The sequence below is a fragment of the Leifsonia sp. Y862 genome (genome assembly GCF_057669585.1).
Genome location: NZ_JBYHFR010000002.1, coordinates 892692 through 909017, shown reverse-complemented (window position 1 = coordinate 909017; position 16326 = coordinate 892692). Strand labels below are relative to the sequence as shown.

Annotated in this window: 14 protein-coding genes; 3 read left to right on the top strand and 11 right to left on the bottom strand. The window is 65.8% G+C overall.

Annotated elements, in window-relative coordinates; translation table 11 throughout:
• Positions 1-420: 420 nt before the first annotated feature.
• Complete coding sequence (tyrS, locus tag AC25Z0_RS14290) at positions 421-1722, bottom strand: tyrosine--tRNA ligase (RefSeq protein WP_488133625.1); 1302 nt, start codon at positions 1720-1722, stop codon at positions 421-423.
• Between the two features lie 159 nt (positions 1723-1881).
• Between tyrS and AC25Z0_RS14285 the strand changes: the two genes are divergently transcribed.
• The 3 genes from AC25Z0_RS14285 (at position 1882) to AC25Z0_RS14275 (ending at position 3654) form a co-directional block, all read left to right on the top strand.
• Positions 1882-2529: a winged helix-turn-helix transcriptional regulator gene (locus tag AC25Z0_RS14285; protein ID WP_488133624.1), complete on the top strand. Its 648-nt coding sequence runs from the start codon at positions 1882-1884 to the stop codon at positions 2527-2529.
• Positions 2526-3140, top strand: coding sequence for a hypothetical protein (locus AC25Z0_RS14280; RefSeq protein ID WP_488120316.1), 615 nt, complete (start codon positions 2526-2528; stop codon positions 3138-3140). The genes AC25Z0_RS14285 and AC25Z0_RS14280 overlap by 4 nt, the downstream gene beginning before the upstream one ends.
• Before the next feature lie 259 nt (positions 3141-3399).
• A complete protein-coding gene (locus AC25Z0_RS14275) occupies positions 3400-3654 on the top strand; it encodes a hypothetical protein (RefSeq protein ID WP_488133623.1) in 255 nt (84 codons plus the stop codon).
• 133 nt (positions 3655-3787) lie between these two features.
• On the opposite strand, the gene AC25Z0_RS14270 is transcribed toward AC25Z0_RS14275, so the two are convergent.
• The 10 genes from AC25Z0_RS14270 to pheS form a co-directional block, all read right to left on the bottom strand.
• Positions 3788-4399, bottom strand: coding sequence for a DNA-3-methyladenine glycosylase (locus AC25Z0_RS14270; RefSeq protein WP_488120315.1), 612 nt, complete (start codon positions 4397-4399; stop codon positions 3788-3790).
• Positions 4396-5844 carry an argininosuccinate lyase gene (gene argH, locus AC25Z0_RS14265; protein WP_488120314.1) on the bottom strand — a complete coding sequence of 483 codons (1449 nt, stop codon included), beginning with the start codon at positions 5842-5844 and terminating at the stop codon, positions 4396-4398. The genes AC25Z0_RS14270 and argH overlap by 4 nt, the downstream gene beginning before the upstream one ends.
• 8 nt (positions 5845-5852) lie before the next feature.
• The gene (locus tag AC25Z0_RS14260) at positions 5853-7052 is read right to left on the bottom strand and encodes an argininosuccinate synthase (RefSeq protein WP_488120313.1); all 1200 of its coding nucleotides are present in this window, start codon (positions 7050-7052) and stop codon (positions 5853-5855) included.
• 70 nt (positions 7053-7122) lie between these two features.
• Positions 7123-8064, bottom strand: a complete 942-nt coding sequence (argF, locus tag AC25Z0_RS14255; protein ID WP_488120312.1) for an ornithine carbamoyltransferase — start codon at positions 8062-8064, stop codon at positions 7123-7125.
• A gap of 37 nt (positions 8065-8101) precedes the next feature.
• A complete protein-coding gene (locus tag AC25Z0_RS14250) occupies positions 8102-9280 on the bottom strand; it encodes an acetylornithine transaminase (RefSeq protein WP_488133622.1) in 1179 nt (392 codons plus the stop codon).
• The gene (gene argB, locus AC25Z0_RS14245) at positions 9277-10191 is read right to left on the bottom strand and encodes an acetylglutamate kinase (RefSeq protein ID WP_488133621.1); all 915 of its coding nucleotides are present in this window, start codon (positions 10189-10191) and stop codon (positions 9277-9279) included. The genes AC25Z0_RS14250 and argB overlap by 4 nt, the downstream gene beginning before the upstream one ends.
• Positions 10188-11363 (bottom strand): bifunctional glutamate N-acetyltransferase/amino-acid acetyltransferase ArgJ, encoded by a 1176-nt coding sequence (gene argJ, locus AC25Z0_RS14240; protein WP_488133620.1) that lies wholly within the window; start codon positions 11361-11363, stop codon positions 10188-10190. The genes argB and argJ overlap by 4 nt, the downstream gene beginning before the upstream one ends.
• A gap of 77 nt (positions 11364-11440) precedes the next feature.
• Entirely contained in the window at positions 11441-12484 is a 1044-nt protein-coding gene (gene argC, locus AC25Z0_RS14235) for an N-acetyl-gamma-glutamyl-phosphate reductase (protein ID WP_488133619.1), read from the bottom strand.
• A 146-nt stretch (positions 12485-12630) separates the two neighbouring features.
• The gene (gene pheT / locus AC25Z0_RS14230; RefSeq protein WP_488133618.1) at positions 12631-15165 is read right to left on the bottom strand and encodes a phenylalanine--tRNA ligase subunit beta; all 2535 of its coding nucleotides are present in this window, start codon (positions 15163-15165) and stop codon (positions 12631-12633) included.
• A complete protein-coding gene (pheS, locus tag AC25Z0_RS14225) occupies positions 15165-16205 on the bottom strand; it encodes a phenylalanine--tRNA ligase subunit alpha (protein ID WP_488133617.1) in 1041 nt (346 codons plus the stop codon). Before pheS ends, pheT begins: the two co-directional genes overlap by 1 nt.
• Positions 16206-16326 lie beyond the last annotated feature (121 nt).

Genomic DNA, 16326 nt, shown 5'->3' with positions numbered 1-16326 from the left:
CCCAGAGACCCGTCAAAAGCACGCCACACCCCGGGCGTGTCGGGCCGTGTGACCGACTTTCGCGCGTTTTATGACTCGAAACTCGGCCAGGCGAGATAAGGCCCGGTGGCGCGCGATATGCGCGGCACCAGGGGCAGTTCGACGCGCCGGGCTGCGCCGCACCACACCGCGAATCGACTAGTGATTCTCGCCGGGCGGAACGGAACGCACTCTCGCGCTCCCCCGCGGGAACCCACACTCACCGCGCCCGCTATCGCCTGGGGCGCCCGCTACAGCGGGCGCGATTCGCCACAGCGGGCGCGGCAAACGACGTGGCGAATGGTGCTGAGCGATTAAAGCGAAACGAGCGCCGCCGTGGAAACGGCGACGCTCGGTCGTTGTGGTTCAGGCCACGGCACACTGGGCACCGTGGCGCGAGGGTTACTCCACGAAGATGCCGGCGAGGGTCTTCTTGCCGCGGCGCAGCACGGCGTAACCGCCGGGAAGCACGGAACCCTCAACTGTCGCGTCGTCGGCGGTCACCTTCGCGTTGTTCAGGTAGACGCCACCCTGGGCAATGGACCGGCGCGCTTCGCTGAGGCTCGCGGTCAGGCCGGTGTCAACCAGGAGCTGGGCGATCGGTGCATTCGGCGCGGTCGTCGTGTTCGGCAGCTCCCGCAGGGCAGCTTCGAGCGTTGCAGGGTCAAGTTCGCTCAGTTCACCCTGGCCGAACAGTGCCTGGGCGGCGTTGATGGCGGCATCCGTTGCCTCTGTACCGTGCACGAGACTCGTGACCTCCCACGCGAGCGTGCGCTGGGCTTCACGACGGAACGGCTCGGAGGCGACCAGCGCCTCGAGGCGTTCGATCTCTGCGCGGCTCAGGAACGTGAAGACCTTGAGGCGCGAAATCACGTCTGAATCGTCGGTGTTCAGCCAGAACTGGTAGAAGGCGTACGGGCTGGTGAGCTTCGAGTCGAGCCAGACGGCGTTGCCCTCGCTCTTACCGAACTTGGTGCCGTCGCTGTTGGTGATGAGCGGAGTACCAATGGCGTGCACACTGGTTCCCTCTGCGCGGCGCACCAGGTCGGTGCCGCTGGTGAGGTTGCCCCACTGGTCACTGCCACCGGTCTGCAGCACGCAGCCGTAGGTGCGGAACAGCTCGAGGAAGTCGAGCCCCTGCAACACCTGGTAGCTGAACTCGGTGTAGCTGATGCCGGCATCCGAGTTGAGCCTGGCGCTGACGGCATCCTTCTTCAGCATGGTGCCGACACGGAAGTACTTACCGATGTCGCGCAGGAAGTCGATGGCAGACAGCGGTGCCGTCCAGTCGAGGTTGTTCACCAGGGTCACTGCGTTGTCACCCTCCGAGCTGAGGAAGCGCGAGACCTGCGCCTGCAGGTATCCCACCCACTCCGCGACAACATCCTTGGTGTTCAGGGTGCGCTCTGCGCTCGGGCGCGGGTCGCCGATCAGACCGGTCGAACCGCCGACGAGGCCGAGCGGGTGGTGTCCGGCCAGCTGCAAGCGGCGCATCAGCAGCAGCTGCACCAGGTTGCCGAGGTGCAGGCTGGGCGCCGTCGGGTCAAAGCCGCAGTAATAGGTGATCGGCTCCCCCGCGAGCAGGTCGCGTAGTTCGGTGGCGTCGGTGGAGACATGCACGAGGCCACGCCACGTGATTTCGTCCCACACACCATCGAAGGTCGGGTCGTTTGTTTGCTGGGCAATGATTACGGGGTCAGACACGTTGCCAGATTACCAGCGGAGCCCCGCCGCATCGGTGCGCAGGCCTGTGTGCTTCAGTGGGCCAATTAGACGCCGGCATTAATTTAGGCTTGAACCTAAGTAAGCATTGATTTAGTCTGTGGTCTAAATTAGAGTTCATGCAGGAGGGAGCCTGAACCCATGTTTGTCATCACCGCAGACCAGATCAACAGCCGCAACGACCGCGACCGCGCCGGCGAGCTCATCGCCGCCCTCGAAAGCGCGCACGGATCAGCCTTCGCGCTGCCGGCAGACCAGACGGCAGGCGACGAGATCCAGGTGATGGTGACGGATGCCGCCTCCGCACTCGACGCCATCTTCCTCATTCATCGCACCGGCTCCTGGAACACGGGGCTCGGCCTCGGGCCCGTGCGGTTCCCGCTGGCTGCGTCCACCCGGCAGTCGGCCGGCCCCGCGTTCATCGCCGCGCGCGATGCCGTCATCCGTTCGAAGAAAGCGGATGCCGGATTCGCGCTCGAGGTGCCAGCGGGCAGCGACACCGAGGCCAGCTCACCCCACGCGATCAGTGCCGCCGAGCTGGAGGCGCTCATCACCCTGACGCTTGCGATCCGGCAACGGCGAAGTCCGGCGGGGTGGGAGGTCATCGACCTGCTGACGGCCGGCCTCTCCCAGGTCGACATCGCGGCACGCCTCGGCATCTCAAGCGGCGCGGTGAGCCAGCGTCTGAAGACCACGCTCTGGAGGGTCGAAGAGTCGGCCAAGCCCGCACTCGTTAGGCTCATGGAGTCCCTCGAACGCGCAACAAGCGAAACGGAAGCTAGAAAATGACCTACACGGACGTCGTGACCTACCTCTACTGGATGCTGTTGTTGGTGGTCACCGCCGGCTCACTGGTCTGCGCAATCCTGGCATTCCGCCAGCAGAAGCGCGTCTACGCGATCGCGTCCGCCGGTGCACTTGCCGCCGCGCTCTTCATCGCAGCGGTGTCGTCTGGCGAGGTTCCCCCGGCGTTCGCCGTGCTGCTCGCCATGCTCGCTCTGGCCCTGGCCGTCATCGGCGGAGCGCCCATGGCCACCCTCGCGCTCAACCTGGCCATGAAGAACTCGTCGCCCGGCCAGAACGGCGGCATCCTGATCGCTGCCAACGCTGCGAACCCCGCCGCACCGAACGATCCGGCCACCGGAGCGCCCGTCACCTCGCCCGCGCTCGAAGTACTGCGGGGCGGCCTGACCATCGGAATTCTGGAACGGTTCGCCGCTGCCGGCGCGATTCTGCTCGGTTTCCCCGAGGCCATCGCCGTCGTCGTCGCCATCAAGGGCGTCGGCCGTTTCACGGAGCTGTCTGCACCGGAGTCCCGCGAGCGATTCATCATCGGCACGTTCGCCAGCCTCATCTGGGCGTGCGCCTGCGGCGCGCTGCTGCACATCGCCGTTTCGTAGCGGTTTCAGCGTCGCCAAAAAGTTTCATCGTCGCCAAAACAGGAACGTCGCCCGCAGAGAGCGCGATCCGTCCTGTTTTCGCTGACAAACGGTCGATTCATCCTGTTTTCGCGACGGAACGCCCGGCGCGGTTTCCGAGCGGACAACTTTCCAGCCTTCGGACCACACCATCACGCAGGTCCCTAAGCTGACCTCCATGCGTGCATTCGAGACAGTTCATGCGGAACCGCGCGACTCTGTTGAGTCGCCTGACTATCGCGTGAATTTTTGGCAGAAGTCTGGACAGGCATGGGCCCTGGACGCGTTCGTTCTGACTGACGTGGACGACCTCACCGAGGTACTCCGCTGGGTGGACGAGAACGCGCGCGGACGCCGGTTTGAAGTGTTCGCCGAAATGGACACGGAACCCGTCGGGCCTTTCCAGACCCCAAGAACGAGCGGTCTTGTTCGACTGCTCGGACGTAACCCCAACGAAGGTGTATCCGTTGTGATCGGCCTCTTCACTACAGACTAGGCAGGCCGTCTCGAGATCTGGCTCGTGCGGATTTCGAGACACTCGCTGGCGCTCGTTCCTCAATCAACGAGGTGGGGCATTTGCCTCGCAGACGCTCGCTAGCGCTTGCTCCTCGACCACCGGGAGGGATCCGCTAGGTGGTTAGTGGCGGCTGACGCTTCGGCGCGCTCTTCCGGTACGGGGAAACGGATGGCTCGCCAGGGATCCAGAATCGCCACGGGAACGCGGCCTCTCCCCCGGCGCCGCTGACGCCGGTGCGCGGGCCAGTCTCGTAGGCCACCGGCTGTGCGGGGAACGTGAAGTCGAACGGCGGCGCGTTCAGGTCGGCGCCGTCATCAGCCAGTGAGATGCCGAGCGCAACCGTGAGCCGAGCTGGTCCGCGGGCCAGGTCATGGTCGGAGCGCGATGTGGTGCGCCGACGCCTGGCCAGCTCGATCCCCTCGACGACCTCGCCGCCGCGAAGCAAGAGCCCGGAGGCGACGCCCGCCGGAGAGCAAACCATGTTGGCGCAGGTGTGCATGCCATACGTGAAGTAGGCGTACAGGTGACCGGGCTCGCCATACATGCTGGCGTTGCGGGCGGTGCGCCCGCGGAACGCATGGGAGCCGGGGTCAACGCCATCGCCGATGTACGCCTCCACCTCGGTGAGGCGAATCGAGACGCCAGCGTGGGTGAAGACCCCGCCGAGAACGACCGGGGCAAGCTCGAGCGAAGATCGCTCGAACCTGGCCCGGTCGAAACTCATTTCGTGAGGGTGTTCGCCAACGTGTTGGCGAGTCCACGCACGCGCTCAACCAGCGCTGCGCGCTGTTCAGCAACACGCACAGGAGCGGTTCCGCCCTGGCCGTCCCTGGCCTCGACCGATCCGCGGATGGTGAGAACTTCACGGACTGCCGGGGTGAGGTGCGGCGACAGCGCGGCCAGCGCAGCGTCGTCGACCTCATGCAGCTCGAGATCGTGGTCTTCGGCGTACTTCACCAGCGAACCGGTGATCTCGTGAGCGTCACGGAAGGTGACGTGCTGCTTGACGAGCCACTCTGCGACATCCGTTGCCAGCGAGAAGCCCTGTGGGGCCAGCTCTGCCATGCGGTCGGTGTGGAAACGGAGCGTCGCGATCATGCCGGTGAACGCCGGCAGCAGGATTTCGAGCGTCTCGATCGAGTCGAAGACGGGCTCTTTGTCCTCCTGCAGGTCGCGGTTGTACGCGAGCGGCAGGCCCTTGAGCGTGGCCAGCAGGCCAGCCAGGTTTCCGATCAACCGGCCAGACTTACCGCGAGCGAGCTCGGCGATGTCTGGGTTCTTCTTCTGCGGCATGATCGACGAACCCGTTGAGTACGCGTCATCGATGGTGATGAACCCGAATTCCTTCGTGTTCCACAGGATGATCTCCTCGGCCAGCCGCGAGATATCGATGCCCAGCTGGGCGGTGATGTACGCGAACTCCGCGGTGATGTCCCTGCTCGACGTACCGTCGATCGAGTTCTCCACCACAGCACCGAAACCGAGGTCGTCTGCGACGAGCCTGGCGTCGAGGCCGAGCGTGTTGCCGGCGAGAGCACCTGAGCCATAGGGCGAGAAGTTGGCGCGCTTCGACCAGTCGGCGAAGCGTTCCAGGTCGCGCACGAGCGGCCAGCAGTGCGCGAGCAGGTGGTGCGCGAGCAGCACCGGCTGGGCGTGCTGCAGGTGGGTGCGGCCGGGCATGATGGCGTCGGCGTGTGCCTCTGCCTGCGCGGCCAGCGCGTCGATCAGGTCGATGACGAGAGCCGAGATCGTGCTGGCGTGGTCACGGAGCAACAAGCGGATGAGCGTGGCGATCTGGTCGTTGCGGCTGCGACCAGCGCGCAACTTGCCACCGAGCTCTGCACCGGCGATGTCGATGAGACCGCGTTCGAGCGCTGAGTGCACGTCTTCGTCGCTGACCGCAGGAGCGAATCGTCCGTCGAGAACGGCCTGCTCCAGCGTGTTGAGCGCTGCGATCATGTCGGCGAGCTCGGCATCCGTCAAATAACCGGCAGCAGCCAGCGCCTTCGCGTGGGCACGAGACCCACGGATGTCGTACTCGGCCAGCTGCCAGTCGAAGTGAGTCGACTTGCTGAGACGCGCCAGCTCTGGCGAAGGCCCGCCGGCGAAGCGGCCACCCCAGAGGGCCCCAGCTTCACCGGCACGGTTTGCGACGTCGTCGCCAGACATACGGATACCTACTCGCCCGCGAGGTCGCGACGTGCCGAGATCTTGCTCGGCAGCGACCACAGGTCGATGAAGCCCTTGGCCAGCGACTGGTCGAAAGTGTCACCGGTGTCGTAGGTGGCGAGGCTGAAGTCGTACAGGCTCTGCGCCGACTTGCGGCCGGTGACGACAGCGGTGCCGCCCTGCAGCTTCAAGCGGATGTCGCCCGTGACGTACTTCTGCGAGTGGTCGATGAACGCATCGAGCGAACGCTTGAGACCGGAGAACCACAGGCCGTCGTAGACGAGCTCTGACCACTTGGACTCGATGGTGCGCTTGTAGCGGTTCTGGTCGCGCTCCAGGGTGAGGTTTTCGAGCTCTTCGTGCGCGGCGATCAGTGCGATGCCGGCCGGAGCCTCGTAGACCTCGCGGCTCTTGATGCCGATGAGGCGGTCTTCGACCATGTCGATGCGGCCAACGCCGTGCTTGCCGGCCAGCGCGTTCATCGCGACGACCATTTCGAGCGGCGTGTGAGCGACACCGTCGATGGCGACGGGAACACCCTGGTCGAACGTGATGGTGACCTCGTCGGCCTCGCGGTGCACGCTCGGGTCCTGGGTGTATTCGTACAGGTCTTCAATCGGTGCGTTCCACGGGTCTTCGAGGAAACCGGTCTCGACGGCGCGTCCCCAGACGTTCTTGTCGATCGAGTACGGGTTCTTCTTCGACTGCTGGATCGGCAGGTTGTGCTGCTCGGCGTAGATGATCGCCTTGTCGCGGGTGAGCGCGAGGTCGCGGACGGGCGCAATGCTGGTCAGGTCGGGTGCGAGGGCTGCAACAGCTGCCTCGAAACGGACCTGGTCGTTGCCCTTGCCGGTGCAACCGTGTGCGACGGAGTCTGCGCCGAGTTCCTTGGCGGTGGATGCCAGGTACTTGGCGATCAGTGGACGGCTGAGGGCCGAGACCAGCGGGTAGCGCTTCTGGTACAGGGCGTTGGCCTTGAGCGCCGGCACGATGTAGTCGTCGGCGAATTCGTTCTTGGCGTCAACGACGATGGACTCGACAGCGCCGCAGTCCAGGGCGCGCTGACGGATGTCGTCCATGTTCTCGCCCCCCTGTCCAACGTCAACGGCGAGGGCGACGACCTCTTTGCCGGTTGCATCCTTGAGCCAGCCGATGCCGACAGAGGTATCGAGTCCGCCCGAGTAGGCGAGGACGATGCGTTCAGCCATGGAATTTCTCCTTGAATCTTTCAGTTCCGAAAATTTGTTGTTGTGCAGCAGATCAGCGCCGGGGCGGCAATTACTGGTGTGCGGGTGCCGTGTTCTGCTTCAGCAGCCACACGAGAAGTGCCTTCTGGGCGTGCAGGCGGTTCTCCGCCTCGTCCCAGATGATGCTCTGCGGTCCGTCGATGACCTCGGCGGTGACCTCGTAGCCGCGGTCGGCTGGGAGGCAGTGCATGAACAGTGCGTCTGACTTGGCCTTGGCCATCAGGTTCTGGTCGACGCGGTACTCGCCGAAGGTGACCAGGCGTTCAGCCTTCTCGTCTTCCTTGCCCATCGACACCCAGGTGTCGGTGACGACGATGTCAACGCCGGCCACAGCCGCGACCGGGTCGGTGAAGACCTCGACGGATCCACCGGTTTCCGCGGCAATCGCGGCGGCATCCGCTACGACCTGCGCGTCTGGTGCGTACTCGGCGGGAGCTGCGACACGCACGTGCATGCCTGCTGTCGCGCCGGCGAGCAGGTACGAGTGCGCCATGTTGCACGCGCCGTCGCCCAGGAAGGTGAGGGTGAGGCCGGCCAGCTCGCCGCGGTGCTCACGAATGGTGAGCAGGTCGGCGAGCAGCTGGCAGGGGTGGAACTCGTCTGACAGGGCGTTGACGACGGGAACCGTGGTTCCATTCGCCATCTCTTCGAGGCCTGACTGCGCGAACGTGCGCCACACGATGGCCGCAACCTGACGCTCCATCACGCGCGCGGTGTCGGAGGCTGTCTCCTTACCGCCCAGCTGGCTGTTTGCCGTGGTGATGATGAGGGGGCTGCCACCGAGGTCGGCGATGCCGACGGCGAAGGACAACCGGGTGCGGGTGGACGACTTGTCGAAGATAACCGCGACGGTCTGCGGACCGGCGAGGGGCTTTGCCTGGAATCGGTCTCGCTTCAGTTCCAATGCCAGATCGAGGATCTCGGCCTGTTCGGCTGGAGAGAGGTCATCGTCGCGCAGGAAATGGCGGGTCACGGTATCACTTTCGCTTTCTTGTATGGTCTCTATAACTCTAGATGCTGGCGATGGCTGCCCCGAATCGGCGCCTGAACTCGGCCAATTCGTCGTCGCCGATGATGAGTGGGGGCGCGATCCGGATGGTGGATTCGTTCGCGGCGTTGATGATCAGGCCGGCCTCCATCGCGGCGGCGGCAAGTTTGAGTGCAACGGGTTCGGTCAAGCCGATTCCAATCAGGAGTCCGAGGCCGCGCACCTCCTCCACAAGCGGAGAGTTGAAGCTCTCGATGATGGCGCGCAGCTCGGCCCCGCGACGGGCCGCGTTCTCGACGAGATTCTCGTCTTCGATCACGGACAGCACCGCGTTCGACGTTGCCGTGACGAGGGGGTTGCCGCCGTAGGTTGAACCATGCTGGCCCCGCGTGAATAGATCGGATGCCGCGCCGAAGGTGACCAGCGCGCCGATAGGCACACCGCCGCCCAACCCCTTGGCCAGGGTGAGGGCATCCGGAACGATGCCGGCGTGCTCGTATGCGAACCAGCGGCCAGTGCGGCCAACGCCGGTCTGGATCTCGTCGAGGATGAGCAGCACACCGAACTCTGTGCAGAGCTCACGGGCACGGGCCAGGTAGCCCTGCGGCAGATCGAGCACTCCGGCTTCGCCCTTGACCGGTTCAAGGAACAGCGCAGCGACGGTGTGGTCGATGGCGGCTTCCAGCGCCTCAATGGTGCTGTCGATGTGTTCGACACCACCGGCGACGGGCTCGAACGGATCGCGCATGTGCGGCTTGCCGGTCAGCGCCAGCGCTCCCATGGTGCGGCCGTGGAACGCGTCGGTCAGTGCGAGGACGCGGGTGCGGGAGCCGTCGCCCTTGTTCAGCCTGGCGAGTTTGAGTGCGGCTTCGTTGGCTTCTGCCCCTGAGTTGCAGAAGTACACCCGGCCGGCGTCCCCCGCGCCGGTGAGGCGCTTGAGTCGCTCGGCAAGTTCGATCTGTGGAGCGGTGGCGAAGTAGTTGGAGACGTGCGCGAGCGTGCTGATCTGCTTCGTGACGGCGCCGACGATGGCTGGGTGCGCATGACCGAGGGAGTTGACGGCGATACCGGACAGGAAGTCGAGGTACTGCTTCCCCTCGTCGTCCCACACGTAGCAGCCCTCGCCGCGCTCCAGCAGGGCGAGCGGGGTGCCGAGAGTGCGCATCATTGCTGCGCCGTAGCGATCTTGCCAGGTTGTCATGCGGGTACTACCTCCGTGCCAATGCCGCTCTGCGTGAAGATCTCGAGCAGGATCGAGTGCGGCACTCGTCCGTCGATGATGGCGGCTTTCGCCACTCCCCCCTGGACGGCATCCAGGCAGGCGTTCATTTTGGGGATCATCCCTGATTCGAGCGTGGGCAGCAGCGCGGTGAGCTCGTCGACCTTGATCACGGAGACCAGCGAATCGCGGTTCGGCCAATCGCTGTACAGCCCGGCGACATCCGTCAGAATGACCAGCTTGGCCGCGTTCAGGGCGACAGCCAGTGCGGCAGCCGCGGCATCCGCGTTGATGTTGAGTGACTGGCCAGGCACATCTGAGTCCGGCGCGATCGACGAGATCACGGGAATACGGCCGGCATCCAGCTGCGCGAGCACTGCTTCAGGGTCGACGCCGACGACATCGCCGACGAGGCCGAGGTCAATCTCTTCACCGTCGATGATGACACCGCGACGTCGGCCGCGGAACAGCCCGGCATCTTCGCCGGAGAGGCCTGCGGCGAGCGGGCCATGCTCGTTGATGTGGCCGACGAGATCGCGGTTGATCTGGCCGGTGAGCACCATGCGCACCACAGCCATCGCCTCCGGCGTCGTCACCCGGTAGCCACCGCGGAACTCGCTTTCAATGCCCAGACGTTCGAGCATCGCCGAGATCTGCGGGCCACCGCCGTGCACGACGACGGGGCGGATGCCCGCATAACGCAGGTAGACCATGTCTTCGGCGAACGCGCGCTGCAGGTCTTCGCTCACCATGGCGTTGCCGCCGAACTTCACGACAACGATCTGGTCGTGAAAGCGCTTCAGCCACGGCAACGCCTCGATGAGGGTCGCTGCCTTGATCTCGGCTTCGGCTGTGGTGTTGTCCGGCAGGCCAGCTGCCCTCGTCTCACTCAACTTGAATACGCGCTGTTCTCTTCGACGTAGTCGTGCGTGAGGTCGTTGGTCCAGATCGTGGCCGTCTCTGATCCTGCATGCAGGTCGATCGTAACGGTCACGTCCCGCGGCTTCAGGTCGACGAGCTCGCGCGGCTGATCGGGTTCGCCGGCGGTGCAGACCTGCACCCCGTTGATGGCGACGTCGATGCCGTACGGGTCGAAGCGGGCATCCGTCGTGCCGACAGCGGCCAGAACGCGGCCCCAGTTGGGATCGTTGCCGTAGATGGCCGCCTTGAACAGGTTGCTGCGGGAGACGGCACGGGCGACGGTCACGGCCTCGTCTTCGGAGGCCGCGTTCAACACCTGGATTGCCACATCGTGGGCTGCGCCCTCTGCATCGCCCTGCAACTGAATGGTGAGGTCTGCGCAGAGCGCGGTGAGCGCATCCGTGAATTCGGTGAGGTCGGCCTCGATGCCGCTCGACCCTGAGGCGAGCAGGCTGACAGTGTCGTTCGTCGACATACAGCCGTCTGAGTCGAGGCGGTCGAAGGTGACGCGGGTGGCCTGGCGCAGGGCCACATCCAGTTGAGCGGATGTCAACACAGCGTCGGTCGTGATCACGACGAGCATGGTGGCAAGTCCTGGTGCCAGCATGCCGGCGCCCTTGGCCATGCCGCCGATGGTCCAGCCCACCTCGGCGCGGTGCACGGCCTGCTTCGGCCTGGTGTCGGTGGTCATGATGGCTTCGGCGGCAGCCTGCCCGGCCTCAGGGGACGAAGCGGATGCCGCGTCAGCGAATGAGGCGGTGGCGGCCAGGATTCCGACGGTCAGCTTGTCGAGGTCGAGCTGCTCACCGATGAGTCCCGTCGAGCAGACAAGGACGTCGCCCGCAGAGACACCGAGCTTCTCTGCGACCAGTTCGGCCGTGGCGTGGGTGGTCTGGAAGCCCTTGGCGCCCGTGTAGCAGTTCGCGCCGCCGGAGTTCAGCACGATGGCGCTGACCTGGCCATCGGCCATGACCTGCTTGCTCCAGAGCACCGGGTTGGCCTGGCATCGGTTGCTGGTGAAAACCGTGGCGGCCGCGGTCAGCGGTCCCAGGTTCTGCACAAGCGCCAGGTCGAGGCCGCCCGACTTCTTCAATCCGGCTTCGGTTCCGGCGGCGACGAAACCGGCTGGTGCAGTGACACTCACGGGATAACTCCATTCACGATGGTGTTCACAATGCGTCGTTCACACTGCGATGGTGTTCAGATGTGGGGTGGCAGTGGCTACGGAGCCACGCCGTTGATGCCGAGGCCTGTCGATTCCGGCAGCCCGAGCGCGATGTTGGTGGATTGGATTGCCGCGCCGGCGGTGCCCTTGACGAGATTGTCGACGGCGGTGATGGTGACCACCCGGCCGGCGGCTTCGTCGACGGCGAGGCCGATGAGGGCGGTGTTCGCCCCCAGGACGTCAGCGGTGCGCGGGAAATGCCCGTCGGGAAGCAACTGGACGAATCGCTCGCCCTCGTATGCCGCTTCCCAGGCGTCGCGCACCTGGCTGGCGCTGGTCCCCGGCACGATGCGTGCCGTTGAGGTGGCGAGGATCCCCCGCGACATCGGCACGATCACCGGGGTGAAAGAAATGGTGGGGGCGGTGGCGCCTGCCCAGCGGAGGCTCTGCTGGATCTCAGGGATGTGCCGGTGCACTCCCCCGATCGCGTACGGATTGGCGGAGCCGAGGATTTCGCTGGCCAGGTTGTTGACCTTGAGTGCCTTGCCTGCGCCAGACGGGCCAACTGCGAGAACGGCGACGAGGTCGCGTTCTTCGATGACACCGGCGTTGATGCCGGGGGCGAGAGCCAGGGCGACCGTGCTCGCATTGCAGCCAGGGGCGGCGATGCGCCTGGCTCCGATGAGGCGTTCGCGCTGCTTCTGGTCGCCGACCTGCAGCTCAGGCACGCCGTAGGTCCACGCGCCAAAGTAGTCTCCGCCGTAGAACGACGCCCAATCGGCTGCGCTCTCGAGGCGGTGGTCTGCACCGCAGTCCACGAGGAGCGTGTCATCAGAGAGCGTCGCGGCCAGCTCGCCTGATTTCCCGTGCGGCAGGGCGAAGAAAACCACGTCGTGGCCTGCCACATTCTCGGGCGTCGTGTCGCTGAGCGTGAGGTGCGCGAGCGAGCGCAGATGAGGCTGCGTGTCGACCAGGCGCTGGCCAGCGTTGCTGTGTGCGGTGACCGTTGTCACATCGAATTCTGGGTGATCGGCCAGCAAGCGCAGCAGCTCGCCGCCCGCATACCCGCTTGCGCCAACGACTGCTACCGAAAAAGCCATAGGACAAATCTACTCGCTGAGCACGCAGCCCGTTCCCAGCTGGCTCCCACCTGCCGCTCCGAACGCAGGAATGCCCGTTTCGGCAGGACTGCCGGGGCAAACCGGCAATCATGCGCCGAAACGGGCACTCGTGGCGAAACGACCAGCTACTCGCGGAGGGTTGCTCCGAAGCGGGCCGCGGCGACAGCAACGCCGGCCAGCTTCGCGTCGCTGGCCTCTGCGGCGGTCAACGTGCGATCCGGTGCGCGGAAGCGCAGCGCGAAGGTGAGCGACTTGAGTCCGCTCGGCACACCGGTGCCGCGGTAGTCGTCCACGAGCTCTGCGCTCTCGAGCAGTGCCCCAGCACCATCGATGACGGCCTGGCGCACATCGGCGGCGGGAACATCGGCTGCGACAACCAGCGACAGGTCCTGCGTAGCCGCCGGCTTCGTGCCGATGGGCGTTGCCACGATGTCGCGTCCGGCAGCGGCGAACACCGCGGAAAGGTCAATCTCGGCCACGCCGACCACCGAGGGCAGGTCGTACGAGCGTGCGACGACGGGCAGCAGTTCGCCGGCGTAACCGACGACCGTGTCACCGGCATCCGTTGTGACGACTAGCTCTGCCGTGCGGCCGGGGTGCATGGCCGCGTGGGATCCCTGGCGAACGTGGATCGCAACGCCGGTGGCCAGCGCGACCTGCTGCGCGGCGGCCAGTGCATCCTGCCAGCTGAACGCCACGGCGGGCAGCCCAGGCTGGTGACGCACCGCGTTGCCGGTGAGGACAACGCCGGCGTACAACGGCTGCGGCGGAATGCTTGCGTTCAGCGCTGTCTCGAGGTCGGCACTCGGACGGACAGCGGCCGGCGGAACGAGAGACGTGCCATACGTCACACCGGGAACCGGCCGGAAGACCAGGCCGATCTCGTAGATCGCGACGTCGGTGAGACCACGTGAGCGGTTACGGTGAGCCAGCTGCAGCAGGCCAGGCAGGATCGACGTGCGAAGGAACGGCGCTTCACCGTCGAGCGGGTTGGCCACCTTGATCTGCGGCACAGCCCCGGCTTCCGGAGAGCCGAACAGGTCGTTGGCGGCTTCGGAGACGAACGGGTATGCCAGCACCTCGGTGTGGCCGGTCGCGGCCAGCGTGCTTGCGACCGTGCGGCGGAGCGTCTGCGGCAGGGTGAGGCCGCGCCCTGGGGGCGCGACGGGCAGCAGAGATGGGATGCGGTCGTACCCGACGATGCGGGCCACTTCTTCGGCCAGCGTCCACTTGTCGGTGAGGTCTGGGCGCCAGCTCGGCGGCGTGACGAGCAGTCCGGACTCGGATTCGGTCATCGACGCACCGATTTCGGCCAGCGAGGTGCGCACCTCGTCTGCCGTGTATTCGAGGCCGATCAGGCCGGAGATGAAGCCGGTCGGCAATTCGATGGGCGTGGCATCCGGTGTGGTGTCGTGCAGTGAACCGAGGCCATCTGCGACTCCCCCGGCCAGCTCAACGAGCAGCTGCACGACGCGGGCCGCTGCCACAACGGCGACGGCGGGGTCGACGCCGCGCTCGAAGCGCTTGGACGCCTCACTCGGCAGCTTGTGACGGCGAGCGGTGCGCGCGATCGACACCGGGTCGAAGTTCGCGGCCTCGATGAGCACGTTCCTGGTGGAATCGCTGATCTCGGTGCTGCCACCGCCCATGACGCCGGCCAGGCCGATGGGGCCTGACTCGTCGGTGATAAGCAGGTCTTCTTCGCTCAATTTGCGCGTGACGTCGTCAAGCGTGGTCAGCTTCTCGCCCGGCGCAGCCCTGCGTACGATGATGCCGCCGGAGAGCGCGTCGAGGTCGTACGCGTGGGTCGGCTGGCCGAGTTCGAGCATCACGTAGTTGGTGATGTCGACGACCAGCGAGATCGAGCGGATGCCGGCCAGCTTCAACCGGGCGATCATCCACGCCGGGGTCTTGCGGCTCTGGTCGATGCCGGTCACCGTGCGGGTGACGAACACGCTGGCACCGATGCGGCCGCGGATGGGCGCCTGGTCATCGATGGTCACGGAGAACTCTGAGGCGGTGACGACGGGCGGCACCGACAGTGCTGGGTCGCGGAACACAGCGCCGGTGGCGTGCGAGTACTCGCGGGCAATGCCGCGAATCGAGAACGCGTATCCGCGGTCTGGGGTGACGTTGACCTCGACGGCCGCGTCATCCAGACCGAGCAAGCTAATGGCATCCGTGCCTATTTCTGGGTCGAGGCCCAGCGTGATGAGGCGCAGGATGCCGTCGTGCTCTTCGCCGAGGCCGAGCTCACGTGCGGAGGCGATCATGCCGTCTGACACGTGCCCGTATGTCTTGCGGGCGGCGATCGGGAACGGGCCGGGGAGCTCAGCGCCTGGCAGGGTCACGACGACCTTGTCGCCGACGACGAAGTTGTGGGCACCGCAGACGATGCCGTGCACGGCCGGGCCGCCATCCGCTGCGGTCTCATCGCCGGGCGCAACGCGCACCTGGCACCAGCGGATGGTCTTGCCGTTGGACTGCGGTTCTTCGTCGAACGAGAGCACCTCGCCGACCACGATCGGACCGCTCAACTCGAAACGGTGGATGTCTTCTTCTTCCAGGCCGACGCTGACGAGCGCGGCGTGGACATCTTCTGGGGTGGTACCAGGCTCAAGGTCGACGTACTCGCCGAGCCAGCTCAGGGGAACGCGCATCAGACGGCCATCCCATACTGCTGGCTGAACCGAATATCGCCTTCGACCATGTCGCGCATATCTTTCACATCGTTTCTGAACATCAGGGCGCGTTCGACGCCAACGCCGAATGCGAATCCGGAGTAGACATCGGGGTCGATTCCGGCTGAGCGGAGCACATTGGCATTGACCATGCCGCAGCCGCCCCACTCGATCCAGCGCGCGCCGCCCTTGAATGTCGGGTGCCACAGGTCGAGCTCGGCGCTCGGCTCCGTGAACGGGAAGTAGTTGGGGCGCAGGCGCACCTTGGCCTCGTCGCCGAACAGCGCCTTGACGAAGTGGTCGAGCGTGCCGCGCAGGTGAGCCATGGTGAGGCCCTTGTCGATGGCGATGCCCTCGATCTGGTTGAAGACAGGGGTGTGCGTGGCGTCAAGCTCGTCTGTGCGGTACACGCGGCCAGGGGCGACGACGTAGACGGGCAGTTCGCGGCTGAGCAACGCGCGCATCTGCACTGGTGAGGTGTGCGTGCGGAGGACGAGGTGGGCATCCGTCGGCTCGATGAAGAAGGTGTCCTGCATCGCGCGGGCGGGGTGGTCTTCGTCGAAGTTCAGCGCGTCGAAGTTGAACCACTCGCTCTCGAGCTCTGGGCCTTCTGCAACTTCCCAGCCCATGCCGACGAACACATCGGTGACGCGGTCCTGCAGCAGGGTGAGCGGATGACGCGCTCCTGGCTGCCAGGTCGAGGCCGCGGCTGTGACATCGACGGTCTCCGCCGCGAGCTGCGCCGTGGCCTCTGCTTCGAGGATCTCGGTCTCGCGCGCGGTGAGCGCCTGGGTGACACGGGCCCTGGCCTGGCCGACGATCTTGCCGGCGGCGGCCTTCTGGTCGCCGGGCACCGTGCGCATCAGCGCATTGAACTTGGCCAGGGGCGAGCCCTCTCCGGCGTGTTCGGTGCGCACAGTTTTGAGTGCGGCGGAATCGTTCGCGGCGGCGATGGCCGCGAGCGCGGCGTCGACGGCCGCGTGGACGGCTGGTTCGGTGATTTCAGTGGGGTCAGACACGAGTCACAAGTTTAGCCTCACCGTGTGCCGCGGGCTTCTGCCGCACACCACGAGATTTCACGGTCTCGGTTCCGGCCGTAGGCCCCGGTGTCGGGTCTCGGATCTCGGGTCTCGGGTCTCG